This is a genomic window from Bradyrhizobium yuanmingense (genome assembly GCF_029167105.1).
In the GTDB taxonomy this organism is placed as follows: domain Bacteria; phylum Pseudomonadota; class Alphaproteobacteria; order Rhizobiales; family Xanthobacteraceae; genus Bradyrhizobium; species Bradyrhizobium yuanmingense_A.
On the sequence record NZ_JARFML010000033.1, the window covers coordinates 1 to 26,514 of the forward strand.

A 26,514-nucleotide genomic window follows, 5' to 3' on the forward strand; every position below is an offset into this window, starting at 1 on the left:
CAACTTCGGCTTGCTCCTGCGATGGCTCGCAGAGCTCTTTCGTGCCATCATCCGAGCCTTCCTCGAGATCATCCCGGCGCTAAATATCGCCTAAGCCCGGCGCCGCGGCGGTTCTTCACGAACGACTGCTTAGGCGTTGATCTGGGTGACGTGATCCTACGCCCGGTGAACACCAGAAGGGCCGAACGCAGTGTTCAGCCGGGCTCATGGGCTCACCCGGTGTTGGATCAGTGCAGCGTGGCCAGCTTGTAGCGCCCTCCCATTCCGCCGGGACCTAATCGCTCTTTGCCAACGTTGACGATCTGTCCCGTACCGCTGATCAGTCGCGTCAGTGCTTGGTCCACGGTGCGCGTATCAGCTTGCTTCACTCCCGGTTTCCGCAGTAGCTCAGCGTTCTTCAACCCATCTTCGTCCTTGCACTGCCTGACCGCCTCCACGATTGCCTTGCAAAGAGCTTCGAACGGGCTGCCGGACATATAGCGTTCGGCACCGTCTTCAACCGTTTGGATAGACCTCCAAACGATCCCAAAAGCCCATTCGAGGTCGTTTACAGTAACCGTTGGGGATCGTGGGTCTCGCGATATCGCCCGGATCGTGGCCAGCTTGCTGGTGTGGTCGCCGGCACGGTTGACGATTTGCCCACGCCGTTCATCAGCGAGCGCCACCTGAAGTGCCCAATCCCTTATCTGATCTAAACGGAGTGCAGCCTCTTCGTCGAACCAACGCGCAACCGCGTAGCTTGGCTTCTTATAGGGGTCCACAATGATCTTTCCGGCGAAAGGACCTCCGTCCACACTGACGGCTTCCAAAAGACGATCAACAAGCTGCCGGGGCACCTCGGGATAACCATTGATGCGCTGGCGTTTAGGTGGCTGATCGACCGCGACGACGATCAACCGAGCCATAAAGCCACTCGCAAAAGCATCATCCTCCAACCCTTCATAGAATGTCGGCGGTGTGGTCGCGCCAAGAATAGATAGCGTGGGCCATATGATTTTTGGCTTAGGATCTTTGCCGTTTGCAGCGTCGGATGCTCGTACCTTAGCCACCCATGGTGATGTGGCTGAGGAGTACAGTTCCAACAGCGTTTTGCGTCTAGCGCGCAAATAAGAATCAGAACCCCGACCTGATGCGCTTAGAAAGATGCCCATTTCATCTATGGGCAATACTTGGCACGCATACTGGCGGAGAATGACTTCGATCGCAGAGTCCGAAGCCACGTCATTGGGACCGACGATATGTCCCATGCCGATTGCGTCAGCTATCTGCCCAAGCGCCTTCAATGGCCGGTCTTTGCCGAAGCCAGACCCGGCGACGTTTGCAATGTATAGGTTCAAACCCAACCCATCGGGCGTGAGAAACCTGCGTCCAAACATCGCTGCATGCAACGCAACAGCGGATGCGATTGCGAACTCTGGGATTGGCGACGGCGACGTGTCATGAACGAAAGCTGCCACATCGGTAATTAGGCCACCGGGTCTCACCAGGTCGAATGGCTTTGCATCGAATGCGGGAGGCGTCAGGAACGCCGTCCGAACGGCCGGGCTCGCAACCTGCGCAGCGACAAATGCTTCCGCAGCGGCAGCGTCTCTCGCGTGCTGTCTCTCTTTTTCAGCCGGGTACTTCCGCCAGATGCGCTCGATGTCTTTGATCATGCGCTCGTCAGTTTCATACTTTTCTGCCCACGCCCCCGGCCGTTCACAACAGATTGCTCTTGTCTCATCCAAGGAGCGCTTTTCGAAATGAAGCTGCTCGACGATGCGCGCAAGATGGTCCGAGCGATTGGGTTGCCCATCGCTCGTAAGGTGAGCGCGTGCAATGTCAGTCAACCCAGCCCACAGCACGGTCGTATCGATATGACCATCCAAACCAACGGCGTCCGATTTCGTTGCGGACTGATGAGTTTCGCTCCGAAGACGTTCATTCAATGTGGCGGAATCATAGATCAAGCCGCTGAATGGCTCCTTGATCGTTACGGGGAACGGTTCAACACTCCGCCCGCGCGCAAGCTTTGTCTTCGTTGGCCAGTTCAATGTGCCGGGGATGCGCCACACATGGGAGATATCAGCCGTGCCGTGGTCGGAGCCGCTGGCCTTCTTTAGCGCAACGGCAAGTGGTTTAGCCTCGACGGGCGAAAGAGGCTTGTCGAAAAGGATGACCCGTTGAGAATTGCCTGGTGAGGTCTCGACCACATAGCTCGGCTCGATCGGCATTTCACCGATTTTGCCTGTGTCGGCATCCATATCCGCGACGAGTCCAAGCACCGCGATGACGTCCGCCTCTCCACCCTTCTTTCCGCGCGGAAGATCGTGGCGCATCACAGAGAGTGGCATGTAAACATTTGCGCCGGGCACTTCAAAATGCACTGCAATAGCTTCGACGGTGCTATTGATGTCCCCGACATTGTGGTGCGTCACGACGCCAGGATGATCGTCATGGAAGCAGCAAACGATCAGCTTCCCTCTGACGCCATCGGCGGATCGATGTAGAAGCTCAACGTATTGTTCAGTTTCTAGCCGATCTAGGCAGCCAGATTCGCTTGCAGAATTCGCGTTCACCTTGTCCTCGCAAAATGCTTTCGCCCAATCGATACGCTGGAGACGATTCGGAAACTGGACAAATTGTTGAGGTCGATAAATTGGCCAAAACGGACTGGACAATTTTTGATCTGGGCCCGATTGTCCAAGGTGAAGGTTCCGCGAAAAAGGAATTGCCGTGCTGCACTTCGAACTAAGCGAAGTAGTGCTTGAAGACGTGTACGCTAATTTGCAGAACGAGATGGCGCTCGTCTTTAGGGTGCCGCTGAAAGACCAGCCGGGCGTCTATGTGGAAATCACCGAGCGACTAAAGATCGTTCGGGATTCTCCACTACAACGGTTCGCGGAGGTGGTTCTTCGATTTGAAGAATTGAACACAAACATGAGCGTCGATTTGGCGGACGAAATCGCTCGGCGAACCGGTTGGAAGTGTCAGAGAGTTATGAGGAGCGGACGCTTGGAATTTGTCTTCAAAACGAAGCGAGGGATAACGCAACTCAGGCGTAAGGAGGGTGCTCCTCTCAAGGGTACGGACCGACGCGCAATCGTGGCGGCCGAAACGGGTGTTACCGAGCGTACGGTAAAGAGCATCATCAACGACGGGCGCAGAGTTGGAAGCGCTTGGGTGTCGATGGACGAGCGCACCGCTGAACGCTTGAGCCTGAAGCTGAAACCTAAGCGGTAAGTTGGCGTGTCGGTAACCGGCGTGGCCAACTTGAGGGACCGCTTTCTGCGGGTTAGCAACTGCGTTTGGTACGGCTTACCCTTGAGCGGTTGTCACACTCCTGTCACAGCCCCGCTGCTGCGCAGCGGGTTGCGGTCCGAAGCCTTTTGCCGTACCATTGATTTTGCAGCGAATTTTTGTGTTGCTGGATAGAGCGTTGCCCTCCGAAGGCAAAGGTCACACGTTCGAATCGTGTCGGGTGCGCCAATTCCTAGTTCGGTCCGGTAAGCAGCGCCAGGCGATCTGAGTCAAGATCGCAGGGTGCATGCTTGCACGCGCATAGTCGTCAAGTGGCGCGCAATCCAGCGGCAGCAAGAGAGCCGGACTAGCGGAGCGCAGTCAAGACCGCGAGCCGACGAAGTCGGTCGCACGCAGCGCGAGCCTTGACGGCTCTCCGTAGGTCCGGCAGCGGTCTCCCATGCGATCATTGCCAGACATCCTGGTCGAGCGGCACTGCGTGGATCGCAGCGTCGACAGACCGGCCCGCTCGGCAGCTTCATCGCATCCTGCCTTGGCGCTTGCGCGCCGCGATATATGGCCGGGCCTCATTGCCTTTGGTCGCGTGGTTTTCGGTGGCTAGAATTTCGAAGCCCGCGGCCTCCATCAGTTCGCCCAGCTCCGATGCCCGGAAAGCACCGGCATAAGGCGCCATGCCGATCGCGCGCATTGCAGGCAGCAACGCTAGCCGGATGAGCGGGTTCATGTCCCCGAGGCACGGCGTCTTCGAAATGAACAGGCCCTCCGGTGCGAGCAGCGCATTGATGCGGCGCAAGGTGCCGGGCAGGTCGCGGACGAGGTGGAGATAGTTGAAGCCCAGGACCGCATCGAACGGCCCGGCCTCAGGGGCGAGCGTCTCCGCCGTCACGGCCTGGAAGGCAAGCCCCGGGATGGAGGGGGCGCCGTGCTTCTCCCTGGCGATCTCGATCATCTCGGCGGAAAAGTCCGTCGCAAGATAGCTTTGCACATCGGCTGCGAGCCTCAGCGCCGTCGTCCCGGTTCCGCAGCCCAGCTCAAGCACCCGGTCGCCCGGCTTTAGCAAGGCACTGGTCCGATCGAGCGTGCGCTCATATCCAGCCGGATCCGCGACCGCACTCTTGGCATATTTCCGTGACGACCTGTCCCAGAAACGGGCGTCGCTCGCGGTGCTCATAGATAACTCCTTTTGCAGTCGGCGTAGCGGACGCGGGATCGGCGAATGCCCTGAGCCTACCGATGAGAGTGACAGCCGCGAACGCTATTCGAACCGGGTTTCGGCCGGCCGCCTTGTCTTCGACAACGACCCGCTCGCAGGACGCCGCAAGGCCTGTTGGTTTTTCCATCAGTCAACTCACGTTTCGCGATTGGTATCTGCCCTTTTTGATATTCGCTGCACGTTTTCGAAGCTTCGGATCGACAACGTGCACGCTCGTCGCCGATGGACCCGTTGCAGAGACTCCTGCGCCAAGCCTGACCCGTGTACATGCACGCATTCATAGCTCATGTCCCGTCGTCCGACCAAATTCGCGGTCGCCTCGTCACCTTCGCCGCTGCGCTTCCTGCTGCGTTCCCATTGCAGGCTGCACCGTCCACTTCGCGTGACCGATTTCGCTCGCTCAGGTCATGGAGATGCTGGAGAAGCCGCCGACCGATCGGACGACGCAGCAAGTTATCACCGCGTACCTGGCGGATGTCGGCGCGGCGGCGGGCATAGTTGCCAGCATGTTGCAGACCAGCTTACGTCAGCGCCGACGTGACGCGCTCAGACAGGCAGAGGTTGCCAGGCATCACGGCCAAGTACCACCTGGCCAAGTACCACCTGCCTCGCCCTCACGTCAGCATCGCAACGATCGCCTGGATCTGGTCGGAGGCGGACGTCACCAGCCCGTCATATGAGGTCTGGCCGTGTGCGGCGGCGTTCAGGATGCATTCAGCGACGGCAGCTTTCAGACCGAACACCGATTGATGGGCGGGTACGCTCGCCATCACGGTCTCCAGCGCTTGACGCATCGTGTGAATGAGCTCGGAGCTGTATTGCATGGGCCTTGTCCTCCGCGGGCACATATTAGGTTTCGCGGCCATGCTTGCCACTCACAAGCCTGAGATTCTTCTTTGAAGAACTCTCAAGTGAACGCCTCAATTCAATCGCCAGATCGCCGCATTGAGCACGCCGGCGAACGCGACCCAGGCGGCGTAGGGCACGAACAAGGCGGCGGCCAGCCTGTCGCGTGACATCTCCAGGCCGATGTAGGTCATGATCGCAACGAAGAGGCCGATGAGGATGACGAGCGCGGCGCCGATCTGGTGCATCGTGAACATGACGGGAGACCAGACGAAATTCAGCGCCATTTGCGCCGCCCAGGCCAGCATCGCCTTGCCCCTGGGTTCACGGCGAAAGGTTCGCCATCCCGCAACAGCGATCAGGACGTAAAGGATCGTCCAGGCGATCGGGAACGCCCAGTTCGGCGGAACGAAGCCGGGCTTGGCAAGGCTCGCATACCACGCACCGGGGGGATTGGTCGCGCCGATCAGCCAGCCAATGCCGACCACACCCGCGACGAAAATCAACAACTGAAACATCCATCACCCCGCGCTTCTCATCACCGGATTGTATCATCTTGCCATGAGCGAATCCTACACGATGCCTGGCGCCGCTGCGGCCGAGCGACGAGAAGCGATGCGCTGAGCGGCATGGCAACGTCCTGCTTTTCGCAGCAGCGCCGGATGGGTTGCCGGCTCTGACGGAGACGGCCCGACTGCGACGGGCCGATCGGGGGAGAACTCAGCCCGTTCCGCAGTTGAGGAACGCATGCAGGCGCGCTAAAGGCAAGCGGCGCGCGTGTATCCGCAGTCGGACGAACCGCCGCCAGTGGATCCAGCACTTGGTTACAAAGCTATCCCATCGACGCGACATTGACGGGCTCCGGGCGATCGCCGTCTTGAGCGTATTCTTCTATCACCTGGACGTTCCGCCGTTCGGCGGCGGCTTTGTCGGGGTCGACCTGTTTTTCGTCGTGTCCGGCTACCTGATCTCTCGGATCATTCTCAGCGAGGCTGATCGCGGCGAATTTTCGATTCCCCGATTTTACGAGCGCCGCATCCGGCGCCTCTTTCCCGCAGCAATCGTCACCATCATCGGCATTTTGGCCGTCGGCGGCCTCTGGTTCTCCCCGGAGCTTTTCAAGGGCCTGACTCAAGACGTCGTGGCTACCCTGGTATCGGTCTCGAATTTCTACTTCTGGCGCGGTAGCCACGCATATTTTGCCAGCTCGACCGATCCCAGCCCCGTACTTCACTTCTGGTCGCTGGCCGTCGAGGAGCAATTCTATCTGTTTTGGCCCGTCTTCATTCTGCTGGGACGCAGACTACTCGGTCGCGCACTGCCTTTGCTCATTCTTGGCATTGCAATCCTTTCGCTTGGCGTCGCGCAAGCGACACTCGCAACAGACAGCTCGGGTGCTTTCTACCTGCCGACCTGTCGCGCCTTCGAATTTGCGATCGGAGCCCTGGTCATCTTTGCGGAGCAGAGGCTGACCTTCTCGGCCCGAGCGCGCTCGCTGTTGGCTGCCGCCGGATTCGCCTTGATCGCTTACGCGGTCGTCAGCTTTGACAATGCGACCTCCTTCCCTGGCGCGACGGCCCTCGTCCCATGTCTGGGTGCAGCCTGCGTGATTTTGGCGGGCGACCGTCACGTCCTTTCGCCTGTCCTGACTAATCCGCTGGCTGCGGGGATCGGGCTGGTATCCTACTCGCTCTACCTCGTGCACTGGCCCCTGATCGTCTACGCGGGCTACATCCTGGGCGATGACGCCAAGTCGATTGCGGCGAAAGTGCTGATCGTCGCCCTCGCAATGGCGCTGGCTGTGCTGATGTATCGGCTGATCGAGAAGCCGTATCGCGCGGGTCGCTCGTCGCTGCTGCGAGTCGCCGGCCCCGCCGCCGCGACGATCATCGCGCTCGCGGTTGTTGCATTTGTGGCCAACCGTCAAGATGGCTGGCCATGGCGGCTCCCGGCAGAGGCCCGCGAGATCGCCGATCTGCAGCGTTTCGGCTTCTGGCCGTGCGCCAAGAGCGCACAATCTAAATGTGCCTTCGGTTCGTTGAGCGATCCCGTCGGCGTGCAAGTGCTCGGCGACTCCTTCGCCGAGCACTATGTCGCTGCGCTGGACCCGGCGGCAAAGCGCGCCGCCGTCCGGGGAGAGGCCTATACGGCCGAAGGTTGTCCGTTGCTCGTCGGCCTCGTGCGAACAGCTTTCGACGGCTCGCAGGACTGCAAACGCCAGCGCGATACCTACCTCGCCGCGATCAGGCAGAACCAGGCTCCAATCGTGCTCAGTCAATCCTGGATGACTTACGGCAATGCGCTCCGCAACGAGTTCGCGCCGGAGGTCGATGCACCGGCCCTTCAAGTCTGGCGGGCCGGCATCGAGAACACGATCCGTGAGCTGGGCGGCAGCGGACGGCGCATCCTGATCATCGCGCCAGGAGTCGAGCCAGGCTGCCGCAGTCCGATGTCCCGCTTCGCACCGGGCCCCCTCTGGCACGCACCAAGTAAGCCCTGTCCCGCTGTGCCTCTCGATCGCGTGCAGGCCGACAATCGCGAATTCCATGCCATGCTCGAGGAGATCCGGATTCGCTACCCGAACCAGGTGTTCCTGCTCTATCCGGAGCGCTATTTGTGCGGAGAAGCCGAGTGTCCGACCGCCATGGACGGGCTCTGGCTCTATTGGGACGTCAATCACCTCACGGTCGCAGGTGCGCAGCGCGTTGGCGACGGAGCCTCAAACCAGCTCCTCGAGTTCATCCGTGGGCACTGAGCGGAACTGACGAGCGTCTATCTTCACAAGCTGAGATGGCTTCTGACCCTGCCGCGATTCTGCAGCTCGATTCAGCCGCCAGACGGAAGCATCCCTCGGCTCGCGTATTTCCCCACCCGATTGTATCATCTCTCCATGCGCGAATCCGACCCGACGACCGGCGAGCCCTCGCCCGTGCGCAAGATCATCCATATCGACATGGATGCGTTCTATGCGTCGGTGGAGCAGCGCGACAATCCGGAGCTGCGCGGCAAGCCGGTCGCGGTCGGCGGCTCGGCGGAACGCGGCGTCGTTGCTGCTGCGAGCTACGAGGCCCGCAAGTTCGGCGTTCGCTCGGCCATGCCGTCGGTGACGGCGAAGCGGCAATGTTCCGCCCTGATCTTCGTCAGGCCGCGCTTCGAGGTCTACAAGGCGATCTCCAGACAAATCCGCGACATCTTTGCCGAGCACACGCCCGTCATCGAGCCGCTGTCGCTGGACGAAGCCTATCTCGACGTGACGGAGAACCTGCAAGGCATCCCGCTGGCGCGGGACATCGCGCTCGAGATCCGCGCGAAGATCAAGGCCGAGACCGGCCTCACCGCGTCGGCGGGTATCTCCTACAACAAGTTTCTGGCCAAGCTCGCGTCCGATCATCGCAAGCCCAACGGCCAGTTCGTGATCTCGCCGGAGATGGGGCCGGCCTTCGTCGAGACGCTGCCGGTCGGCAAGTTCCACGGCATCGGTCCGGCGACGGCTGCGAAGATGAACGCGCTCGGCCTGTTCACCGGCCGCGACATCCGCAACCAGTCGCTGGAGTTCATGAACGCGAATTTCGGCAAGTCGGGCGCGTATTATTACTGGATCTCACGCGGCGTCGACGAGCGGCCCGTGCGCGCCAACCGGATTCGCAAATCCGTCGGCGCGGAGAACACGTTCTCGACCGACCTCGACGCGTTCGACGCGCTTGCCGCCGAGCTCAGGCCGCTCGTCGACAAGGTCTGGCGGCATTGCGAGACGACCGGCAATCGCGGCCGCACCGTCACCCTGAAGATCAAGTTCGCCGACTTCGAGATCATCACGCGCAGCCGATCCGTCGCGGCGGCAATTGCCGGACGCGACGATCTGGAGCGGCTGGCCTGCGGCCTGCTCGAAGCCGAGATGCCGCTGCCCAAGCGCGTCAGGCTGCTGGGGATCTCGCTGTCGTCACTCCATGCCGCCGGCGAGTCGGAGCCGCAGCTGACGCTGGGCATCTGAACGCGGCTCGAGCTTCGGCGACGGAGCGCACCAAGCGCGATGGACCGTGGCGGATATTTCGATCCGCCACGGATGGAGGTCGGTCGCGCTCGGGGCCGCTCAATGCTTCATATGCTCGAACACCACGATCACGCCGGTCGGTTCGGGCTCATGCGCCATCAGGCGCGTCAGGTCGGAATCGCCCCAATCGGCGAGGCTGACGACCTCGCCACTCTGGCGGTCGCTGCCGAGCGATCCCGTCGGCTCGAGCACCTTGAGGCCCATCTCGTCGACGAAGAAGGTGTGCTCGCCGAACATGCTGTTGAGCTGCGGCATCGCCGGATGTTCGTCGGGCAGCACCTGAGCGCCGAGCTGGTTGACGGTCTGCTTCACCTGTTCAGATGTGAGCTTCATGAGCTGCTCCGTTGTTGTATCCGGTTTCATCGAGCCAGGCGGGAGCGAGCATTCCCTGCGCCCTTGTGCGCCTGGCTCTGATCCCGAACAGGTGCTGCGGACAAATGTTCCTGCGAAATGTATTTCGTGATCGCGGGTTTCATCGGCCGCGTTCGCGGCACAAGATCGCCACAGGATGCACACGATCGGTCGATTGGCACGCTACTCGCTGCTGTTCTCGCCGACCGACAGCGCGCAGATGCGTGACAGATATGTGTACGGCAGGCCGGACTCCTCGGCCCAGGCGTTGAACTGCGCCTGCACCTTGGCGAGATCGCCCTTCGACTTGACCTCCTCGGCGATGTCGAGACCGGCAGCGCGCAGGCAGGCCACGACGTCCCGCGACGTCACGAAGCCGTCCCAGCCGACGAAGCGGAGCAGCATCTGGCCGGTGTTGCCGCCCAGCCGGCTGCCGCGCTTGTTGAGCAGGTCGAGCAGGCCGATCTCGTCGGAGGACGGCCATTTCGCCAGGAACTTGCCGAAGGTGCCGTGCTCCTTCGCGATCTCCTGCACGAAGGCGGCATTGTCCCGCACCGACATGATCTTGGCGCCGTTGCGCACGATGCGCGCGTCGCGCAACAGGCCCTCCCAATAATCTTCGGGCTGGAAGCTGAGCTTGGCGGGCTGGAAATGCAGGAAGGCCTGTTCAAAGCCGTCCCATTTGGAATCGATCACGCTCCAGGCAAAGCCGGCGCAGAACACCCGCTTGGTCATTTCGGCGAGGATACGATCGTCGCCGAGCTTGGCCAGCCGCTTGAGGTCCGGCTTGGCCGGCATCAACTTGTCCAGCGCCTTGGGCCCGCCCTTGCGCTTCTCGGCGCGGGCGCGAATGGTCTTGAAGGGGGTCATGTGAACACAGGTGTTGAGGGCAGGTCACGACACCAGAATTCGGCGATCCGGTCCAGCCCCCGCATTGCCGCCCCTTGCACTCTGCGACGGGACGCAGCATGCTGTCGCTCATTGGATCGATGCAAAGGGGCGGCCGGGCTGGTCTGCTTCTTGCTTTATGCCGTTTTGGAATTCCCTGACATTTTGATCTCTGGCCGTCGGATTTTCCATGCGCTGCCTGGTCGTGGCCGACCTGCACTATTCGCTGCCGCAGCTCGACTGGCTGGTCAGCGCGGCGCCGCAATTCGACCTCGTGATCTTCGCCGGCGACGCGCTCGACATCGGCTCGATGGTGGATTTCCGCGCCCAGATCGTGGTGGTGAAGAAGTATCTCGCGCTGCTGGCCGCGACGACCCGCGTGATCCTCTGCTCCGGCAATCACGATCTCGACGAGCGCAACGCCGAGGGTGAGAAGATTTCGCGCTGGATCTCTGAGGTGCGCGAGCTCGGCATCGCCTGCGACGGCGACAGCCTCACGGTCGGCGATACCCTATTCACGGTGTGCCCGTGGTGGGATGGACCCCAGGTCAAGCAACGCCTCATCGAGCAGTTGCGCGATGCTGCGGCCGTCAGGCCGCCGCGCTGGATCTGGGTGCATCATGCGCCGCCGGCGGATTCACCGACGAGCTGGGGCGGCAAGCGTTTCTTCGGCGACGTCGAGCTGGTGCAGTGGATCATGCAATACCAGCCGTCGATGGTGATCTCGGGCCATGTGCATCAATCACCCTTCATCAGCAACGGATCATGGTTCGACCGGCTGGGGCAGAGCTGGGTCTTCAACACGGGCCTGCAACCCGGACGCCCCCCGACCTACATCGTGCTCGATCTCGACGCCGACAAGGCATTCTGGCTGGCGGCCGGCGAGGCGCAATGGATCGACCTGAAGGCGCCGCTGCAGCGGCCCGCTGCCCCCATCGAGGCGCCGCCCGACTGGCTCACATTCTTGGATCGGATTGCCGATCCGAGCCTGGCGAAACCTCAAGCGGCGGCAGGTTGATCATGCTCTGGAGCACCTCGCCGACCATGGCCAGATGCGTGCCGTGGTCGGCATATTGCCGCTTGAGATCGGCGAGGTAGGTGTTGGCGACGTTGAGCCGCTGCGCCAGCATTTTTGCGATCAGCAGCGCCACGCCCGGCTCCCTCTCGAGGAACGCGGCGGCATCCTCGAATTCGTAGACGATAGCGTCGGAGCAGGCCCGTACGGTGGCAGTGTGGGGCTGGCCCAGCAGCACGGACATCTCGCCCAGAACCGCGCCGGGCTCGGTGACGGTGGCGACCACCATCTCGCCCTTGAGCACCTCGAGCCTGCCTTGCATCAGCACGAAGAGATGGCCGGAGGTGCCCCCCTCGGCGACGATGATGGTGCCGGCGGCAAGCTGCCGCTCCGTTCCGCCGGTGCAATAATCGAGGACTGCACGCATGGTGCGAATGCTCCCGTCGCGGGGGTACCCAACGCCGGGAGACTAGAGCACGATCCAGGCCAGGCGGCAATCGGCGGGGGCCGGCTGGCGCGCGAGGGGCCTCACACCTGGGAGAGCGAAGGTACTTCGCCTGGCAGGATGGCCTGCAGTCCGCCAAAGCGCCGCTGGCGGCCATGGAAGGCGGCGAGCGCCTCGGCAAGATCGCCAGCATCGAATTCGGGCCACATCCGCTCGGTGAAGTGCAGCTCGGCATAGGCGCCTTCCCAAAGCAGGAAGTCCGACAGCCGCTTCTCGCCGGAGGTGCGGATGATGAGGTCGACGTCGCGAAGGCCAGCCTCGCCCGTGACGAGTTGCGAGAAGGCTTCGCGCGTCAGGCTGGTCAGCGCGGCCGCCTTCGCCGCGGCATTGAGGATGGCGTCGCGCGCGGAATAATCGACGGCGATGCGCACATGCAGCGCGCGGCCATCGGCGGTGGCCGCCTCGGCGCGCGCGATCGCGGCGGCGATGCCGTCGGGCAGGCGATCGCGGCGGCCGATGACGGAGAGGCGCACGCCGTTCTTGACGAGGCTCTGCACTTCGTTCGCGAGGTAGAAGCGCAGCAAGGTCATCAGCGCTGCGACCTCGGCCGTCGGCCGCCGCCAATTGTCGGTGGAGAAGGCGTAAAGCGTCAGCGTGCCGATGCCCTGCTTGGGCGCGGCCTCGACGATGCGGCGGATGGCCTCGACACCCGCCTCGTGGCCGCGCACGCGCGACAGGCCGCGCCGCGTCGCCCATCGGCCGTTGCCGTCCATGATGATGCCGACATGGAGCTTCTCGTCATGGGACGTGATGTCACTTTGCATTGCAAAGTCTCCGGTCAAAAAGGGGAGATCAGGTCGAGGCGATGCCGAGACGGCCGAGCGGCGGCGCTTCGCGGCCGGCGGCCTTCGCCGCGTCGCGCACCAGCCGCTCGAGCACGGCGAGATAGTCGAGGAAGCGGCGGCGGCCGGCCTTGGTGAGGCGGCAGGTGGTGTGCGGGCGATTGCCCTCGTAGCCCTTGGTCACCTCGACCAGCCCGGCCTCCTGGAGCACGGCAAGGTGCCGGCTGAGATTGCCGTCGGTGAGGCCGCAGAGCTGCTTGAGATCGCCGAACGCCAGCCCCTTGGGATGCGCCATCAGCGAGGTCAGAAGCCCGAGCCTCGCCTTCTCGTGGATCACGCGGTCGAGCCCTTCATAGGAGAAGGGCGCGCTGTCAGTCTTCGACATCGTTGTCTCCCGACGCAAAATGCAGAATGGCCGCCATCAGCGATTGGCCGATCAGGAAAGGTAGGCCCATGGTCCATGGCGACAGCGTGTGAGTTCGGCTCGCGAGCACCACGACCGCGAAGCCGGACACGAAATACCAAGCGCCGGCGAGCGCGACCGTGCGCGGCAGCGAGCGGACCGAGGCGAAGATGCCGAGCGACACCAGGATCTGCCACAGGCCCGGCAGCAGCCACAGCGTCTCGCTCGCGAACTTCCACATCACCACCGCGAGCAGAACGCCGGCAACGCCCGCCGGCAGGAACTGCTCGACCGCCTGGTGGATCATCGCGTCGGCGAGGCCGGAATGATGGCGCCGCGACCGCGCGCGCATCTCGATGCCGATGATCAATCCAGACAGCGCGGCGGCGATGAACCAGCCGATGAAGAAAACGAGCGGCTCGCCGGTGGGATCATCCAGCAACCAGAATTGCAGGACGGCGGTGATGAGCGCAACAGCGCCGGTCGCCGCCATCGTCGCCGGGCCATAGCCGCGGAAGGCGGTGCCCGCCGCGATCTGGCTGCGGATCGTCACGATGTCGGCCAGCGCTTTGTCGAGATCGCGCATCGGCAACGCCAAAACCTCGTTCCACCCGGACATTACGAGGCAACGGCCCCGTTACTTTGTACTGCAAAGTATACGGCGTTGCAAAGTATATGCAAGCCCGAATTGTCGCGGCCAACCGGACGAGAGCAGACAACTGACGGTTGCGCCTCACCTGCCCTCGCGGATAAGATGGATGCAAGTGCGTTTGCCGGGGGGCTGGTATGTGGCTGAGGTCGTTGGTCGTTGCGTTCGTGTTGCAGGTGAGTGTGTTCGGGGCGAACGCGGCGGGGCCGTTCGGCACCGTCAATGTCGGCAACTGGGCCGGCGGCGCATTCAGCAATGACGAGACGGGCGCGTTCTCCCATTGCGCGGCGACCGCACCTTACGCCAACGGCGTGAGTCTCTTCGTCGCGCAGAATGCGGCCGGCTCCTGGCTGCTGAGCTTTGCCAGCCCCAGCTTTCGCTTCAACAAGGGCGATACCGCGCCCATCGACTTCATCTTCGACGGCCAGGAGCAGGCGAGGTTGTTTGCGACCGCCGGCACCACCAACATGGTGACGACCATCCTGCCCCCCAACGTCGCTCGCACCTTCCAGAAGGCAAGCCTGATGGTGGTGACGACCAACGGCAGCAAGCCACTCCAATTCGTGCTGACGTCGACGGCGCCCCTGATCGCGGCGCTGGCGAACTGCGTCACGCGGGTGAAGGCAGACGGGCTCAGCAAGGCAGGCGATTTCACCAGGGGTGCGACCAAGCCGGCGGCCACGGCGGAGAAGCAGGCGGCAGCGCCGGCCGGCGGCAAACCTGCCCGGGCCAGGAGCGGCACCGGTTTCGTCGTCAGCGCGAGCGGGCACATCGTCACCAACCACCATGTGATCGACGGCTGCGTCGGCGACATCAAGGGCAATCTCACCGGCGAGGCCGCAATGGTGCTGCGCGTCGTCTCGAGCGATGCCAACAACGATCTCGCCCTGTTGCAGGCGCCGTCGACCACGACATTCAAGGACTTTGCCCGGATCCGCGACCGCTCGATCCGCTCCGGCGATTCCGTGATCGCGATCGGCTTTCCCTATCACGGCATCCTGACCTCGGACTTCACCGTGACCACCGGCATCGTGAGCTCGCTCAGTGGCATGCGCAACGACTCGCGCTTCCTGCAGATCAGCGCACCCGTGCAGCCAGGCAATAGCGGCGGGCCGCTGTTCGACAACACAGGTCAGGTCGTGGGTGTGGTCACCGCAAAGATCCCGGCACTGCGCATCGCGGTCGCGACCGGCAATATTCCTGAAAACATCAACTTCGCCATCAAGACCGGCGTGCTGCGCGACTTCCTCGACAATTCCGTCGTGTCCTATCAGACCGCCGAGCCAAAGGCCGAGCTCAAGACCACCGACATCGCCGCCAACGCCCGGCCTTACACGATGCTGATCTCGTGCAACGCGGCGGAGCAGGCGGAAGCGAAGCGGTAGCGATCGGGGCAAGGCACACCCTGCACCTCACCCTCGGCTGTCATTCCCCGCGACCCGGCTACGCCAAGGCTTCGCCGGGGTTGAGGTCCAGGGGCGCCGACACTTTAGCGTAGGCGGCAGGCGGGGAATCCAGTATGCCGCGGCCTCTCGATTCATCACTGCCGTCTCGGAGTACTGGATCGCCCGGTCCCGGCTCCGCCAAGGCTAGGCCGAGGCTCACACGGATGCTCGGCGCGCCGAAGCTTCAGCGAAGGCGGCAAGCCGGGCGATGGCACCTTTGATGTGCGTCGCGCGCTCCCCTCACCCGTGGCAGCACGCCGCCTTTGCCGGCTGCGGTTCGTACTGGTCGCGCAGGCGGACCCAGTCCATCGGATAGGGCAGGCCTTCCTCGTGACGGCCGAGCGGGGTGAGATCCAGATATTGATATGCAGCGTTCATCATGTCGAGGCCGCGGGCGAAGCAGGAATAGGTGTGGAAGATCGCGCCGGCCTCGTCGCGGAAGAACACGCTGATGCCGGGCAGCTCGGGGCCGTAGAACGGCGTGGTCCCGAAATTGTACATCGGCTTGCCGGTCGCGACCTCTTCCTGTGAGAACGTCACGCCGTAATCGCGGTTGAAGTCGTTGCGGCCTGAGGAAACCCAGTCGAAGGTCCAGCCCATCCGCTTCTTGAAGGCTTCGAGCTTTGCGCTTGGCGCCAGCGAGACCGCAACCATGGCGGTGTCGCGCGCGGCCAAATGCGGCACCATGCGCTCGAACCCATCGGCCCAGAACGAGCAGCTCTTGCAGGCCGCGTCCCAATCGGGTGCGAACATCACGTGCTGCACGATGAGCTGCGGCCGGCCCTTGAACAGATCGCCCAAGGACACAATGCCGTTCGGCCCCTCGAATTCGTACGCCTTGTCGACCTTGACCCAGGGGAGCCGACGGCGCTCGTCGGCAAGCCGTTCGCGGGCCTGGGTCAATTCCTTCTCGTGGGCCAGAAGGGCCTTGCGCGCGACGATCCATTGCTCGCGCGAAACGATCTGATGTTGCTGCATGGCGGTCTCCTCTGGGATCAGGCGACGAAAGCATCGAGCTTGTCGAAAATCGAGCTCCAGCCGCGCTGGTGGTTGTCGCGCGCAGTCTCGTCGAAGAACTGGGCGTGATGGAAGATCATCAAGGTGCCGGCAGCGTCCGGCTTCAGCGAGATCGTCACCAGCGATTCACGCTCCGGCGTCGAGTGCCAGGCCCAGGTGAAGACCAGAAGCTCGTTCAGCACCACCTCGCGATAGCGGCCGCCGGCCTCGAAGTATTCGCCGTCGTCCCCGGTGAAGCTGATGCGAAACCGGCCGCCGACGCGAACGTCGAGCTCGGCTTGAAGCGTCGCCGGCTTCATGTTCGGCGGCCCGAACCATTGCGCTAGCTGCGCGGCTTGCGTCCAGGCGGCGTAGACCTTTTGCGGCGGCGCTCGGAGCCGGCGCGTGAGCGTGAGGCTTGGTCGTTCTGCCGGGCGTTCGGCGGCGTTGGCGGCTGCGTTGGCCATGTCTCTTCCTCCACGAAGGCGGCAAGGCGATCAAGATTGTGGGACCAGAACTGCGCATAGCGATTGAGCCAGTTCATCGCCTGCTCCATCGGCTGCGCGGTCAGCCGGCAGGCGACCGTGCGCCCGGTCTTCTCGCGCACGATCAGCCCGGCATCGGTGAGCACGTCGAGATGCTTCATGATCGCCGGCAGCGATACCGCAAACGGGGCCGCCAGTTCGCTCACCGACAGGCCGTCTTGCTCGCCGAGGCGCGCCAGCAAGGCACGACGCGTCGGGTCTGACAGCGCCGCAAAAGTCCGGTCCAGCGTCTCGTCCTGATACTTAACCATGTGGTTTAGTATAGACGCGAGCGCGGCAACGTCAAGCCGGAAGGCGAAGGCGCGGATCCGCACGAGAGCGTGATGGGGTTGCTGGCAATGCAGCCAAGAAAAAAGGCCCTGCCGAACGGCAGGGCTCTCTTCCTGGTCATCACGAGATTTCTACTCGACCTTCAGGCCGGCGAAGTCGACGACCTTCCTCCACTTCTCGGTCTCGGCCTTGATCTCCTCGCCGAACGCCTCGGGCGTCTGCGCCCGCGGCTCGCCGCCGAGCTCGACCAGGCGCTTGGCCATGTCGGGCTCCTTGAGCACTGCGTTGACCTCGGCGTTGAGCTTGGCGATGATTTCCTTCGGCGTGTTCTTCGGCGCGCCCATGCCGAACAGCGCGCTCGCCTCATAACCTTTGACGGTCTCCGCGACTGTCTGAACGTCCGGCAATTGCGGCGAGCGCTCAGCCGTGGTGACGCCGATCGCACGAAGGCTGCCGGAGCGGATGTGCTGGATGATCGAGGGCATGTTGTCGAAGATCACCTGCACCTGGCCGGCGAGCATGTCGGTGATCGCGGGCGCGGCGCCGCGATAGGGCACGTGCTGCATCTTGCAGCCGGTCATGGCCATGAACATCTCTCCGGACAGATGCACCGAGGTGCCATTGCCGGACGAGGCCATGTTCACCTTGCCGGGATTGGCCTTCACGTACTCGATGAACTCGGCGACGTTCTTGGCCGGCACGTCCTTGTTGACGGTCATCACGTTCGGAACGCGCTGGAACGAGGCGACCGGTGCGATATCGTTCACGAAGTTGAACTTGAGATTCTTGTAGAGCGAGGCGTTGATGTAGTTGGCCGGGTTGACTAGCTGCAGCGTGTAGCCGTCGGGTTCCGCGTTGATGACCGATTCCGTGGCGATGTTGTTGCCGGCGCCCGGCTTGTTCTCGATCACGAATTGCTGGCCGAGCTTCTCCGAGAGCCTCTGGCCGATCAACCGCGCCAGAATGTCGGTGGCGCCGCCCGGCGGATAGCCCACCACCCATTTCACCGGACGGGCCGGATAATCGGCGGCAAACGCCTTCGACAGCGGGGTGGCTGCAAGTGGACTGGCGGCGAGCAGGCCCAGCGCGGTACGGCGAGTGATCATCTCGAGGGTTCTCCCAGTGTTGTTCTTGAAAGTTCGATAGCTTGAAAGGAACGCCGGCGAGGTTGTAACAAAGCTTGCGGAGTGCGGAAAGTGCGCGGGGCACATCACGACGAAAGGATGAGACATGCCGGTCAAGGTTCATGCCCTGGATCATCTCGTGATCAATGTCAGCGACGTCGCGGCAAGTGCTGCGTGGTACGGCAAGATTCTCGGCATGGATGTCAAGGTGTTCGATCCCGGCGGCGGCAAAGCGCCGCGGACTTTCCTTGAATTCGGTAACCAGAGGATCAACGTCCGACACCGCGATGCCGACAAGGTGGAGTGGTTCACCGCGGACCAACCGACGGCGGGCAGCGAAGATTTGTGCTTTCTCACCTCGGCCACGCCGGACGAGGTGGTGGCGCATTTGCGGGCACATGGCGTCGCGATCGAGGAAGGTCCGGGCCCGAGGCAAGGCGCCCGCGGCACGCTGCGCTCGGTCTATTGCCGCGATCCCGATGGCAGTTTGATCGAGATCTCGTCGTACGGGGATTGAGGCGCCCCCAGCCCGACCCGTCATTGCGAGCGCAGCGAAGCAATCCAGAATCCCTCCGCGGAACCAGTCTGGATTGCTTCGTCGCAAGAGCTCCTCGCAATGACGGCGGAGAGAGCGCGCTCACGCATACCCCCGATTGCGTCCCGCGTCGTCCAATGGCAGGAAGACGCAATAATCAAAAGGCAGCCGCCAGCAGGATGCAGGCTGCACGGGAGGCCGCCATGCCACTTCAACAGACCACAGCCGGAATCGTGGGCCCGTTCGACGGGCTCGACGTGCCCTGGCTGCTCAAGCTGCGCGCCGAAGTCCGGCGTGATCATCCATTCCTGATCTGGGCGGCGTTCGACGCGCCAGCGCGGCGCTGGAGCTACGGCGAATTTCACGAGCGCGTCGGCGCGCTCGCGGCCGGCCTCGCCAGGCGCGGCGTCAAGCCGGGCGAGTATGTGCTCATTCATCTCGACAATTGCATCGAGGCGATGCTGGCCTGGTTCGCCTGCGTCGAGCTTGGGGCCGTCGCCGTCACCACGAACACGCGCTCGGCGCCGGCCGAGATCGCGTATTTCGCCGATCATTGCGGCGCGGTCGCCGCGATCACGCAGCCGGCCTATGCGGAAGCCGTCGCGCAGAACTGCCATAACATCCGCTGGCTGGCGGTGACCTCGCACGATGCGGGCACGGCGCCAGCGCGGGGCGTCTCGCGCGGCGACAGCTTCGAATCGCTGTTCGCCGACAGCGCCGATCGTCCGAAGCGCGCGACCGATCCGCTGGCGCCATGCAGCGTGCAATACACCTCGGGCACGACGTCGCGGCCGAAGGCAGTGCTGTGGACCCATGCCAACGCGCTGTGGGGCGCCAAGATCAACGCCGCGCACGAGGACCTTCACGCCGGCGACGTGCACCAGGCCTACCTGCCGCTGTTCCATACCAACGCGCTGGCCTATTCCATGCTGGCGACGCTGTGGGTCGGCGCCACTTGCGTGATCCAGCCGCGCTTCTCCGCCAGCCGGTTCTGGGGCGTCGCGCGCGAGCACGGCGCAACCTGGACCTCGACCATCCCGTTCTGCATGAAGGCGCTGCTCGAGCAGGAGATCCCGAAGGACCATAAGTTCCGCCTGTGGGGCACCGCCATCAACGAGCCGCCGGCCTTTGCCGCCTTCGGCGTCAAGATGATCGGCTGGTGGGGCATGACCGAGACCATCACCCACGGCATCGTCGGCGAGGTGGATCAGCCCAACATCCCGATGTCGATCGGTCGCGCCGCGCCCGAATATCAGATCCGCATCACCGACGACGAGGGACGGCCGACGGAGGTCGGCGACACCGGCAATCTCGCAATCAAGGGCATCCCCGGCCTGTCGCTGTTTGCCGAGTACCTGCACAACGAGAAGGCGACGCGCGAGAGTTTTGACGAGCACGGCTTCTTTCTCACCGGCGACCGCGTCGAGCGATTGGAGAACGGCTTCATCAAGTTCGGCGACCGCGCCAAGGACATGCTGAAGGTGGGCGGCGAGAACGTTGCGGCCTCCGAGATCGAGCAGGTGATCGCGCTCGTGCCGGGCGTGCGCGAGGCCGCGGTGGTGGCGAAGAAGCATCCGATGCTGGACGAGGTGCCGGTGGTCTTCATCATCCCGCAAGGCGGCGTCGCAGGCGCTGCGCCCGACCTGCAGGATCGCGTAATGGAAGCCTGCCGCAAGGGCCTCGCCGACTTCAAGCTGCCGCGCGAGATCAGGCTCGTCGACGACATGCCGCGCTCGACGCTGGAGAAGGTGGCGAAGGCGGAGCTGCGGAAGCTGGTGGGGTGATCTTGTAGGGTGGGTTAGCCGAAGGCGTAACCCACCAACTTCGTTCGGCAATTGCGGAGGCATGGTAGGTTACGCCTGGCGCCTGCGCTTCGCGCAGCCGCGAGGCTAACCCACCCTACGGCATCCCGGCTAGAACGACCCCAGCGCGACCGGGCGGAACGCCTGCAGCAGCTGCTGGTCGAGCTTGCCGCCCATGCCTTCCATCATCGTGAAGGCGCGGGAGTGGGTGAAAGGCATGCGGTAGGCGCGCTTCTCCACCAGCGCGGCGTAGATGTCGACGATCGTCGTCAGGCGCACGATGTCGCTGATCTGGTTCGACGACAGGCCGTTCGGATAGCCGGAGCCGTCGAGGAATTCGTGGTGATGCAGCACCACGTCCAGCATCTCCGGCGGGAAGCCGCCTTGTGCGGCGAGCGCATCATAGCCGCGGCGCGGATGCTGGCGGACCTCAGCCATCTCCTCGTCGGTGAGCTTGCCGGGCTTGTCGAGCAGCCAGGCCGGAACGAAGGCCTTGCCGACGTCGTGCAGCAGCGCGGCGCGTGTCAGGCGGCGCTGGTCGTCCTCGCGCATGCCGAGATGCTGGGCGAAGGCGACGGCGAAGCCGGTGACGAACAGGCAATGGCGGTAGCTGCCGACATGGTGACAGCCGACCGTGGTGAGCCATTCGCGCAGCGAGGAATGCTTGATCGCCTTCAGGATCTTGCTCTCGGCGGCGATGACGTCGTCGAAGCTCAGGGGCACGCCGAGCGGCAGCTTCTCGAACATCTTGGTCAGCACCGCATGCGCCGCCTCGACGCCGCGGTTGAGCGTCTTGCCGCGATCGGTCGCGTCATAGGCCGCGGTGTCCGGGAAGGCGGCGCGAATGCGCTGCAGGATGGCGTCGGCCTGGAGCGGCCGTGAAATGGTGTCGGTGGCTCCTAACGCCCAGGCCTGCATGGTGCCGTGATGCAGGGCGTCCGCGAGCACGAACAGCCGCGGCATCGAACGATAGGCATCGCCGCGCAGCTTGTTGCGGACCCGCTGCACGCTCTCGGGCGAGCGCAGGTTGATGTCGACCACGAGCCCGGAGAGATCGCGCGAGGGCTGGGCGGGGATCTCGTCCGTCTTCACCGTGGAGACGTCGCCGACCGCCTTCAGGATGCTGGCGAGCTCGCTGCTCCCGTCGCTCCGATCGGAGGCGAGCAGGAGCCGGCGTTTGGCGGCGGGTTTGGCTGAGGCGTTCATGGCTTCCCCACAAGTACCGGGAACTCGGGCGTATTGGCCCATCAGCCTAAGCCGGTTCAGGTTCTCTGGCCCTTAAGAGGCGTGCTCAATGGAGCCTTGGGGAATTGCACGCAATTTTAGGTATTGGGGTTCCCGGGGGGAATTTCACAACCGGCGAAAACAACCCCATGCACAGTAGAACGGGCATTGATGGATAAGGGGAATTTCTCCGTCATGGCCGGGCTTGTCCCGGCCATCCACGTCCTGGCCCGGACGTGAGAAGAACGTGGATGGCCGGGACGAGCCCGGGCATGACAGCGAAATATTGAGCGCACCCAAAAACAATCCGCCGGAGGTTGCCCTCCGGCGGATCAGCTCATTTGGCAATCACGGCTCGACTTATGCCTTCATGCTCGCCTTCACGGCCTCCGCCGTGATCGGCAGGGCGCGGACGCGGGCGCCGGTGGCGTTGAAGATGGCGTTGCCAATGGCCGGCGCGACCACGGTGACCGCGGGCTCGCCGACGCCGGTGGCCTTCTCGCCATTGGCGATCACGGCGATCGCGACCTCCGGCGTCTGGCTCATGCGCAAGGGCGTGTAGCCATCGAAATTGGTCTGCTCGATGCCACCGTCCTTCAGCGTCGCCTTCTCGTACATCGCCAGCGACAGGCCCCACAGCGCCGCACCCTCGACCTGGGCGCGGACATTGTCGGGATGCACCTGCGTGCCGACGTCGGTTGCGACCGTGAGCTTCTTCACGGTCACCGCCCCCGACGGCGCGACGGCGACGTGAGCCACGCACGCCGTCCAGCTCGCGGTCGCCCGCTCCTGCGACGAGACGCAGGCGACGCCCATGCCCTCGCCTTTCGGCAATTGCTTGGTGCCGTAGCCGGACAGCCCCATCGCGGCGAGCAGGGTGTTGCGCAAGCGCTGCGCGCCGCCGTCGTTCTTGCCGGCGCCGTCGAGCAACGAGATGCGGAACTGGGCGGGATCCTTGCCCGTCGCCGCCGCGATCTCGTCGATCATGCTTTCGACCGCCCAGAAGGTCCAGCCCGGCGCCACCGAGCGAAGCTGGCCGGAGGGCGTGGCGTTGTGCGCGAGCTCGTTCTTGATCGCGCGCACATAATGGTTGGGCACGGTGTAGAAGAAGTCCGCCCCGTTCACCGTAAAGGAATCGAGCGGGCCCTTCTTGTCGACCGAGGGCGTCAGGAAGTCGGGTATTCCCCAGCGCGCGGTCGGCCAGGCCGAGACCACGTCGTGGCTGATCGCAATGAGCTTGCCATCGCTATCCACGCCGGCCTTGACCTTCTGGTAGGTGAGCGGACGCGAAAAATCCATCGTCATGTCGTTCTCGCGCGAATAGATCACCTTCACCGGCTTGCCGACCGCCTTGGCCGCCTGCACCGCCGGAATCATCATGTCGGCATCGAGACGCCGGCCGAAGCCGCCGCCCAGCCACATCTGGTGCATGACCACGAACTTCGGATCGATCCCGGCAGCGCCCGCCGCGATCGCGCCGGAGCGCGTCGCAAACTGGTTGCCGGAATAGATGTGCAGGATGTCGGCCTTGAACTCCGCAGCGGCGTTCATCGGCTCCAGCGGCGCGTGGATGTTGATGCTGGTGGTGTATTCGGCCTCCACCACCTTGGCCGCCGAACCGAAGGCCGCATTGGGATCGCCGTCCTTGACGAAAAACTGGCCGGAATCGTCCAGCTTCTGGAGCCGCTTGGCCTCGTCGAGCAGCGACTCGCTCGACAGCTTCGCGTTCGGACCCGCGTCATAGGTGATCTTCAGCGCCTGGGCCGCCTTCTTGGCGTTGGCATAGGTGCTGGCGACGGCGACGACCCAGCCCGACGTCGTTGCTGTCTTGTCGTCGAGCGTGACGGCCTTGATGAAGCCTGGCACCTTCTTTGCCGCGCTGTCGTCGACCGATTTCACCGTGGCGCCGAACCGCACCGGCGGCGTGACCAGCGCGCCGTAGACCATGCCCGGCAGCATCACATCGATGCCGTACTTCGCCGTGCCATTGGTCTTTGAGGGGATGTCGAGCTGCGGAACCGAGACGCCGATCATGGTGTACTGGTCCGGCGATTTCAGCTTGATCGCCTTCAGCTCGTCGGGCGTGAAGGTTTTCGTCGCCTTGCCGCTTTTCACGACATCGGCAAACGACATCTGCTTCTTCGATTTCGGATGCACGATCATGGAATCGCGCACCACAAGCTCCGATGCCGGCACGCCCATGGCGGCGGCGGCACCTTCGGTCAATGCGATGCGACCGGCGGCGCCGGCGCGGCTCATCGCTTCGAAGTTCATCATGGTCGACCAGCTGCCGCCAGTGATCTGCGCGCCCAGCACGGGATCGTTGAACTTGGGATCGTTGGAGGCGAGCTGCACGCGCATGTCGCTCCATTTCGCGCCCAATTCCTCGCAGACGATCTGCGCCAGGGTGGAGGCGATGTGCTGGCCCATATCGGCCTTGCCGCAGGTCACGGTGACCAGCCCGTCCGGCGAGATCGCGTACCAGACGCTCGGCTCGAAATTGGCGGGCGCGGCGGCGGCTGATTCGATGCCGGGCACGCCGGCATAGCCGAGCACGAGGCCGGTCGCGGCGGTGCCGACGAGGAAGGAGCGGCGGCTGAGATCGGTCGTCTCAGGTGTTGCGTTCTTCACATGCTCGTTCATGTGGGCCTCCGCTCGCTCGAGGTGGCCGAGGCGGTGCGCATCTCGGATGCGGCGCGCATGATCGCCTTCTGGATCCGCGAATAGGTCATGCAGCGGCAAAGATTGCCGTCCATGTGCGCGACCACTTCCTCCTTGGTCGGATTGGGATTCTTGGCGAGCAGCGAAGCTGCCTGCATGATCTGGCCGGACTGGCAATAGCCGCATTGCGGCACCTGCTCGGCGATCCAGGCCTTCTGCAAGGGATGATCGCCCTTGGCGGAAAGGCCTTCGATGGTGGTGATCTTCTTGCCGGCGACGTCACTGAGCATGGTCTGGCACGAGCGCACGGCTTCACCGTTGACGTGCACGGTGCAGGCACCGCACAGCCCGGCACCGCAGCCGAACTTGGTGCCGGTCATCTGCAATTGCTCGCGGATCGCCCAGAGGAGCGGCGTGTCGTTCGCCGCATCCACGGACAGACTCCGCCCGTTGATGGTGAGAGTTGGCATAGGCGTCTTCCCCTGCCGGTGCATGAAGCCGCTTACGGCGGCAACTTGAATGGCGGACGCCCACCGGGCTGACGTCAGCCTTGCCGGCAAGCATGATCGCGTTCTGGCGCCGAGGCAAATGCAATCTGGAACGAGTCGAAAAACCGACCGCCACACTCGCTCGTTGTGCGCCGCGCCAAGGGCGGCGACGCAGCCACTGGACACAACAGCGCGTGCCTCCGGCATGCGTGCCATCGCATTCGGGCAGTTTCTTCGAGGTAACTTGGCGCGTTAGAGTGCGGACGCAGCCGCAGGCGTCCCTTCTCCCCTGGTGAGAAGGGTCCACCGTCGTCGTCATTGGGTTGAAAGAAAAAAGAAAGGGCAGGAACAATGGCGGAGATCAATCGCGACGGCGTCAACATCTACTACGAGGTTCATGGCAACGGCCCGCCGCTGCTGCTCACGCACGGCTATTCCTCGACGTCGGCGATGTGGCATGGGCAGGTCGACGCGCTGGCGAGGGACCACACGCTGATCCTGTGGGACATGCGCGGCCACGGCCAGTCCGATTACCCTGACGATGCGAGTGCTTATAGCGAAGAGCTCACGGTCGGTGACATGGCGGCGATCCTCGATGCGGTCGGCGCGAAGCGCGCCATCATCGGCGGGCTTTCGCTCGGCGGCTACATGTCGCTGGCGTTCTATCGCGCACATCCGGAGCGGGCCCGCGCGCTGCTGATCATCGACACCGGCCCCGGCTTCAGGAAGGACGATGCGCGCGAAGCCTGGAACGCGCGGGCGCTTGAAACCGCCGACCGGCTCGACCGCGAAGGCCTCGATGTCTTGAAATCGGCGACGCGCGAGCGCGCCACCGCGAACCATCGGGGCGCCAGGGGCCTGGCGCTCGCCGCGCGCGGCATGCTGACCCAGCGCGATGCGCGCGTGATGGAACTGCTGCCCGACATCCGGGTGCCCAGCCTGATCGTTGTCGGCGCCGACGACACCCCGTTCCTCGCCGCGTCCGACTACATGGCCGCAAAGATCCCTGGCGCGCAAAAGGTCGTGATCCCCGCGGCCGGCCACGCCGTCAACATCGATCAGCCCGAGGCTTTTGTTGACGCGGTCGCGCCTTTCCTGAAGAACTTGCCGGCATAGGCCGATCGAGCGGGGACATAAGCGATGAAGCTGATGATGCTGGCTGCGGGCACGATGTTGCTGTCGCTATCTGCGCAGGCCGAGCCGATCGGCGCCGTGCCGCAGCGCCAGCCCTTCGTCACGACCTTGTCGAACAACATTCCGCTCGCCTTCGGCATGGATACTGAGCAGACCGCGCGCGCGCTCGGGCAGAAGCTGCAATATGTGCGGGGCCGTCCCGGCCACGAGATCTATCTCGCCTTGCGCAACATCGGCGGCAGCGGCCTGATCCCCTACCGTCATCGCCTGTTCCTGCAATTCCGCCACGGCCGGCTGGCCGGATGGAAGGAGGATTACGGTGAGAACTGGATGTGGGAGTGAGGTGT

25 protein-coding genes and 1 pseudogene are annotated in these 26,514 nt (G+C 63.6%); 9 read left to right on the forward strand and 17 right to left on the reverse strand.

Features of this window, described 5'->3' with window-relative positions:
- Positions 1-227 precede the first annotated feature (227 nt).
- Positions 228-2,558 carry a DNA-primase RepB domain-containing protein gene (locus P0R31_RS31585; RefSeq protein ID WP_275518480.1) on the reverse strand — a complete coding sequence of 777 codons (2,331 nt, stop codon included), beginning with the start codon at positions 2,556-2,558 and terminating at the stop codon, positions 228-230.
- A gap of 157 nt (positions 2,559-2,715) precedes the next feature.
- On the opposite strand from P0R31_RS31585, the gene P0R31_RS31590 reads away from it, so the two are divergent.
- On the forward strand, positions 2,716-3,222 hold the full coding sequence (locus P0R31_RS31590; protein ID WP_275518481.1) for a hypothetical protein: 507 nt from the start codon (positions 2,716-2,718) through the stop codon (positions 3,220-3,222).
- A 535-nt stretch (positions 3,223-3,757) separates the two neighbouring features.
- Here P0R31_RS31590 and P0R31_RS31595 read toward each other — a convergent pair.
- The 3 genes from P0R31_RS31595 to P0R31_RS31605 all read right to left on the reverse strand — a co-directional run bounded on the left by P0R31_RS31595 (position 3,758) and on the right by P0R31_RS31605 (position 5,817).
- A complete protein-coding gene (locus tag P0R31_RS31595; RefSeq protein WP_275518483.1) occupies positions 3,758-4,411 on the reverse strand; it encodes a class I SAM-dependent methyltransferase in 654 nt (217 codons plus the stop codon).
- Positions 4,412-5,067: 656 nt separating this feature from the next.
- The gene (locus tag P0R31_RS31600; protein WP_157284847.1) at positions 5,068-5,277 is read right to left on the reverse strand and encodes a hypothetical protein; all 210 of its coding nucleotides are present in this window, start codon (positions 5,275-5,277) and stop codon (positions 5,068-5,070) included.
- 96 nt (positions 5,278-5,373) lie between these two features.
- Positions 5,374-5,817, reverse strand: coding sequence for a TspO/MBR family protein (locus P0R31_RS31605; protein WP_275518484.1), 444 nt, complete (start codon positions 5,815-5,817; stop codon positions 5,374-5,376).
- Positions 5,818-6,119: 302 nt separating this feature from the next.
- Here P0R31_RS31605 and P0R31_RS31610 point away from each other — a divergent pair, with 302 nt between their 5' ends.
- Together P0R31_RS31610 and dinB are read left to right on the forward strand one after the other, a co-directional pair.
- Complete coding sequence (locus P0R31_RS31610; protein ID WP_275518562.1) at positions 6,120-8,054, forward strand: acyltransferase family protein; 1,935 nt, start codon at positions 6,120-6,122, stop codon at positions 8,052-8,054.
- A 135-nt stretch (positions 8,055-8,189) separates the two neighbouring features.
- Entirely contained in the window at positions 8,190-9,290 is a 1,101-nt protein-coding gene (gene dinB, locus P0R31_RS31615; protein WP_275518486.1) for a DNA polymerase IV, read from the forward strand.
- Between the two features lie 99 nt (positions 9,291-9,389).
- Here dinB and P0R31_RS31620 read toward each other — a convergent pair whose 3' ends face one another.
- Both P0R31_RS31620 and P0R31_RS31625 read right to left on the reverse strand, forming a co-directional pair.
- Positions 9,390-9,683: a hypothetical protein gene (locus P0R31_RS31620; protein ID WP_036038628.1), complete on the reverse strand. Its 294-nt coding sequence runs from the start codon at positions 9,681-9,683 to the stop codon at positions 9,390-9,392.
- 201 nt (positions 9,684-9,884) lie between these two features.
- Positions 9,885-10,571, reverse strand: coding sequence for a DNA-3-methyladenine glycosylase I (locus P0R31_RS31625; protein WP_275518487.1), 687 nt, complete (start codon positions 10,569-10,571; stop codon positions 9,885-9,887).
- Positions 10,572-10,779: 208 nt separating this feature from the next.
- On the opposite strand from P0R31_RS31625, the gene P0R31_RS31630 reads away from it, so the two are divergent.
- Positions 10,780-11,607, forward strand: a complete 828-nt coding sequence (locus P0R31_RS31630) for a metallophosphoesterase family protein (protein WP_275518489.1) — start codon at positions 10,780-10,782, stop codon at positions 11,605-11,607.
- On the opposite strand, the gene P0R31_RS31635 is transcribed toward P0R31_RS31630, so the two are convergent.
- From P0R31_RS31635 to P0R31_RS31650, 4 genes are all read right to left on the reverse strand, one after another.
- Positions 11,546-12,031, reverse strand: a complete 486-nt coding sequence (locus P0R31_RS31635) for a Crp/Fnr family transcriptional regulator (RefSeq protein ID WP_275518491.1) — start codon at positions 12,029-12,031, stop codon at positions 11,546-11,548. The two genes, P0R31_RS31630 and P0R31_RS31635, sit on opposite strands and share 62 nt — an antisense overlap.
- Positions 12,032-12,132: 101 nt before the next feature.
- Positions 12,133-12,873 (reverse strand): di-trans,poly-cis-decaprenylcistransferase, encoded by a 741-nt coding sequence (locus P0R31_RS31640; protein ID WP_275518493.1) that lies wholly within the window; start codon positions 12,871-12,873, stop codon positions 12,133-12,135.
- A gap of 28 nt (positions 12,874-12,901) precedes the next feature.
- On the reverse strand, positions 12,902-13,276 hold the full coding sequence (locus P0R31_RS31645; RefSeq protein WP_025033235.1) for a transcriptional regulator: 375 nt from the start codon (positions 13,274-13,276) through the stop codon (positions 12,902-12,904).
- Entirely contained in the window at positions 13,263-13,880 is a 618-nt protein-coding gene (locus P0R31_RS31650) for a hypothetical protein (RefSeq protein WP_036002509.1), read from the reverse strand. The genes P0R31_RS31645 and P0R31_RS31650 overlap by 14 nt, the downstream gene beginning before the upstream one ends.
- A 200-nt stretch (positions 13,881-14,080) precedes the next feature.
- Between P0R31_RS31650 and P0R31_RS31655 the strand changes: the two genes are divergently transcribed.
- On the forward strand, positions 14,081-15,328 hold the full coding sequence (locus P0R31_RS31655) for a S1C family serine protease (protein ID WP_275518494.1): 1,248 nt from the start codon (positions 14,081-14,083) through the stop codon (positions 15,326-15,328).
- A gap of 300 nt (positions 15,329-15,628) precedes the next feature.
- Here the strand turns inward: P0R31_RS31655 and P0R31_RS31660 are convergent, their stop codons facing one another.
- The 4 genes and pseudogenes from P0R31_RS31660 to P0R31_RS31675 form a co-directional block, all read right to left on the reverse strand.
- A complete protein-coding gene (locus P0R31_RS31660; protein WP_275518495.1) occupies positions 15,629-16,366 on the reverse strand; it encodes a DUF899 domain-containing protein in 738 nt (245 codons plus the stop codon).
- A gap of 17 nt (positions 16,367-16,383) precedes the next feature.
- Positions 16,384-16,719, reverse strand: a pseudogene (locus tag P0R31_RS31665) (SRPBCC family protein); the annotation flags it as partial.
- An 8-nt stretch (positions 16,720-16,727) separates the two neighbouring features.
- Complete coding sequence (locus tag P0R31_RS31670; protein WP_275518497.1) at positions 16,728-17,180, reverse strand: ArsR/SmtB family transcription factor; 453 nt, start codon at positions 17,178-17,180, stop codon at positions 16,728-16,730.
- Between the two features lie 150 nt (positions 17,181-17,330).
- On the reverse strand, positions 17,331-18,305 hold the full coding sequence (locus tag P0R31_RS31675; RefSeq protein WP_275518499.1) for a Bug family tripartite tricarboxylate transporter substrate binding protein: 975 nt from the start codon (positions 18,303-18,305) through the stop codon (positions 17,331-17,333).
- Positions 18,306-18,429: 124 nt separating this feature from the next.
- On the opposite strand from P0R31_RS31675, the gene P0R31_RS31680 reads away from it, so the two are divergent.
- Together P0R31_RS31680 and P0R31_RS31685 are read left to right on the forward strand one after the other, a co-directional pair.
- Positions 18,430-18,840: a VOC family protein gene (locus tag P0R31_RS31680; protein ID WP_275518501.1), complete on the forward strand. Its 411-nt coding sequence runs from the start codon at positions 18,430-18,432 to the stop codon at positions 18,838-18,840.
- 221 nt (positions 18,841-19,061) lie between these two features.
- Positions 19,062-20,642, forward strand: a complete 1,581-nt coding sequence (locus P0R31_RS31685; RefSeq protein WP_275518502.1) for an AMP-binding protein — start codon at positions 19,062-19,064, stop codon at positions 20,640-20,642.
- Between the two features lie 129 nt (positions 20,643-20,771).
- Here P0R31_RS31685 and P0R31_RS31690 read toward each other — a convergent pair whose 3' ends face one another.
- The 3 genes from P0R31_RS31690 to P0R31_RS31700 form a co-directional block, all read right to left on the reverse strand.
- On the reverse strand, positions 20,772-21,866 hold the full coding sequence (locus P0R31_RS31690) for an HD-GYP domain-containing protein (RefSeq protein ID WP_275518503.1): 1,095 nt from the start codon (positions 21,864-21,866) through the stop codon (positions 20,772-20,774).
- Positions 21,867-22,244: 378 nt separating this feature from the next.
- Positions 22,245-24,527 (reverse strand): xanthine dehydrogenase family protein molybdopterin-binding subunit, encoded by a 2,283-nt coding sequence (locus P0R31_RS31695; protein ID WP_275518504.1) that lies wholly within the window; start codon positions 24,525-24,527, stop codon positions 22,245-22,247.
- Complete coding sequence (locus tag P0R31_RS31700) at positions 24,524-25,015, reverse strand: (2Fe-2S)-binding protein (RefSeq protein WP_025033225.1); 492 nt, start codon at positions 25,013-25,015, stop codon at positions 24,524-24,526. Before P0R31_RS31700 ends, P0R31_RS31695 begins: the two co-directional genes overlap by 4 nt.
- Positions 25,016-25,384: 369 nt before the next feature.
- On the opposite strand from P0R31_RS31700, the gene P0R31_RS31705 reads away from it, so the two are divergent.
- Both P0R31_RS31705 and P0R31_RS31710 read left to right on the forward strand, forming a co-directional pair.
- Complete coding sequence (locus tag P0R31_RS31705; RefSeq protein ID WP_275518505.1) at positions 25,385-26,149, forward strand: alpha/beta fold hydrolase; 765 nt, start codon at positions 25,385-25,387, stop codon at positions 26,147-26,149.
- A 24-nt stretch (positions 26,150-26,173) separates the two neighbouring features.
- Positions 26,174-26,509 carry a hypothetical protein gene (locus tag P0R31_RS31710; protein WP_275518506.1) on the forward strand — a complete coding sequence of 112 codons (336 nt, stop codon included), beginning with the start codon at positions 26,174-26,176 and terminating at the stop codon, positions 26,507-26,509.
- Positions 26,510-26,514: the final 5 nt, after the last annotated feature.

Coding starts and splice junctions, on each gene's coding strand:
- P0R31_RS31595 (WP_275518483.1), bottom strand. CDS start 4,411: ATGAGCACCGCGAGCGACGCCCGTTTCTGGGACAGGTCGTCACGGAAA.
- P0R31_RS31600 (WP_157284847.1), bottom strand. CDS start 5,277: ATGCAATACAGCTCCGAGCTCATTCACACGATGCGTCAAGCGCTGGAG.
- P0R31_RS31605 (WP_275518484.1), bottom strand. CDS start 5,817: ATGTTTCAGTTGTTGATTTTCGTCGCGGGTGTGGTCGGCATTGGCTGG.
- dinB (WP_275518486.1), top strand. CDS start 8,190: ATGCGCGAATCCGACCCGACGACCGGCGAGCCCTCGCCCGTGCGCAAG.
- P0R31_RS31620 (WP_036038628.1), bottom strand. CDS start 9,683: ATGAAGCTCACATCTGAACAGGTGAAGCAGACCGTCAACCAGCTCGGC.
- P0R31_RS31625 (WP_275518487.1), bottom strand. CDS start 10,571: ATGACCCCCTTCAAGACCATTCGCGCCCGCGCCGAGAAGCGCAAGGGC.
- P0R31_RS31630 (WP_275518489.1), top strand. CDS start 10,780: ATGCGCTGCCTGGTCGTGGCCGACCTGCACTATTCGCTGCCGCAGCTC.
- P0R31_RS31635 (WP_275518491.1), bottom strand. CDS start 12,031: ATGCGTGCAGTCCTCGATTATTGCACCGGCGGAACGGAGCGGCAGCTT.
- P0R31_RS31640 (WP_275518493.1), bottom strand. CDS start 12,873: ATGCAAAGTGACATCACGTCCCATGACGAGAAGCTCCATGTCGGCATC.
- P0R31_RS31645 (WP_025033235.1), bottom strand. CDS start 13,276: ATGTCGAAGACTGACAGCGCGCCCTTCTCCTATGAAGGGCTCGACCGC.
- P0R31_RS31650 (WP_036002509.1), bottom strand. CDS start 13,880: ATGCGCGATCTCGACAAAGCGCTGGCCGACATCGTGACGATCCGCAGC.
- P0R31_RS31655 (WP_275518494.1), top strand. CDS start 14,081: ATGTGGCTGAGGTCGTTGGTCGTTGCGTTCGTGTTGCAGGTGAGTGTG.
- P0R31_RS31660 (WP_275518495.1), bottom strand. CDS start 16,366: ATGCAGCAACATCAGATCGTTTCGCGCGAGCAATGGATCGTCGCGCGC.
- P0R31_RS31670 (WP_275518497.1), bottom strand. CDS start 17,180: ATGGTTAAGTATCAGGACGAGACGCTGGACCGGACTTTTGCGGCGCTG.
- P0R31_RS31675 (WP_275518499.1), bottom strand. CDS start 18,305: ATGATCACTCGCCGTACCGCGCTGGGCCTGCTCGCCGCCAGTCCACTT.
- P0R31_RS31680 (WP_275518501.1), top strand. CDS start 18,430: ATGCCGGTCAAGGTTCATGCCCTGGATCATCTCGTGATCAATGTCAGC.
- P0R31_RS31685 (WP_275518502.1), top strand. CDS start 19,062: ATGCCACTTCAACAGACCACAGCCGGAATCGTGGGCCCGTTCGACGGG.
- P0R31_RS31690 (WP_275518503.1), bottom strand. CDS start 21,866: ATGAACGCCTCAGCCAAACCCGCCGCCAAACGCCGGCTCCTGCTCGCC.
- P0R31_RS31695 (WP_275518504.1), bottom strand. CDS start 24,527: ATGAACGAGCATGTGAAGAACGCAACACCTGAGACGACCGATCTCAGC.
- P0R31_RS31700 (WP_025033225.1), bottom strand. CDS start 25,015: ATGCCAACTCTCACCATCAACGGGCGGAGTCTGTCCGTGGATGCGGCG.
- P0R31_RS31705 (WP_275518505.1), top strand. CDS start 25,385: ATGGCGGAGATCAATCGCGACGGCGTCAACATCTACTACGAGGTTCAT.
- P0R31_RS31710 (WP_275518506.1), top strand. CDS start 26,174: ATGAAGCTGATGATGCTGGCTGCGGGCACGATGTTGCTGTCGCTATCT.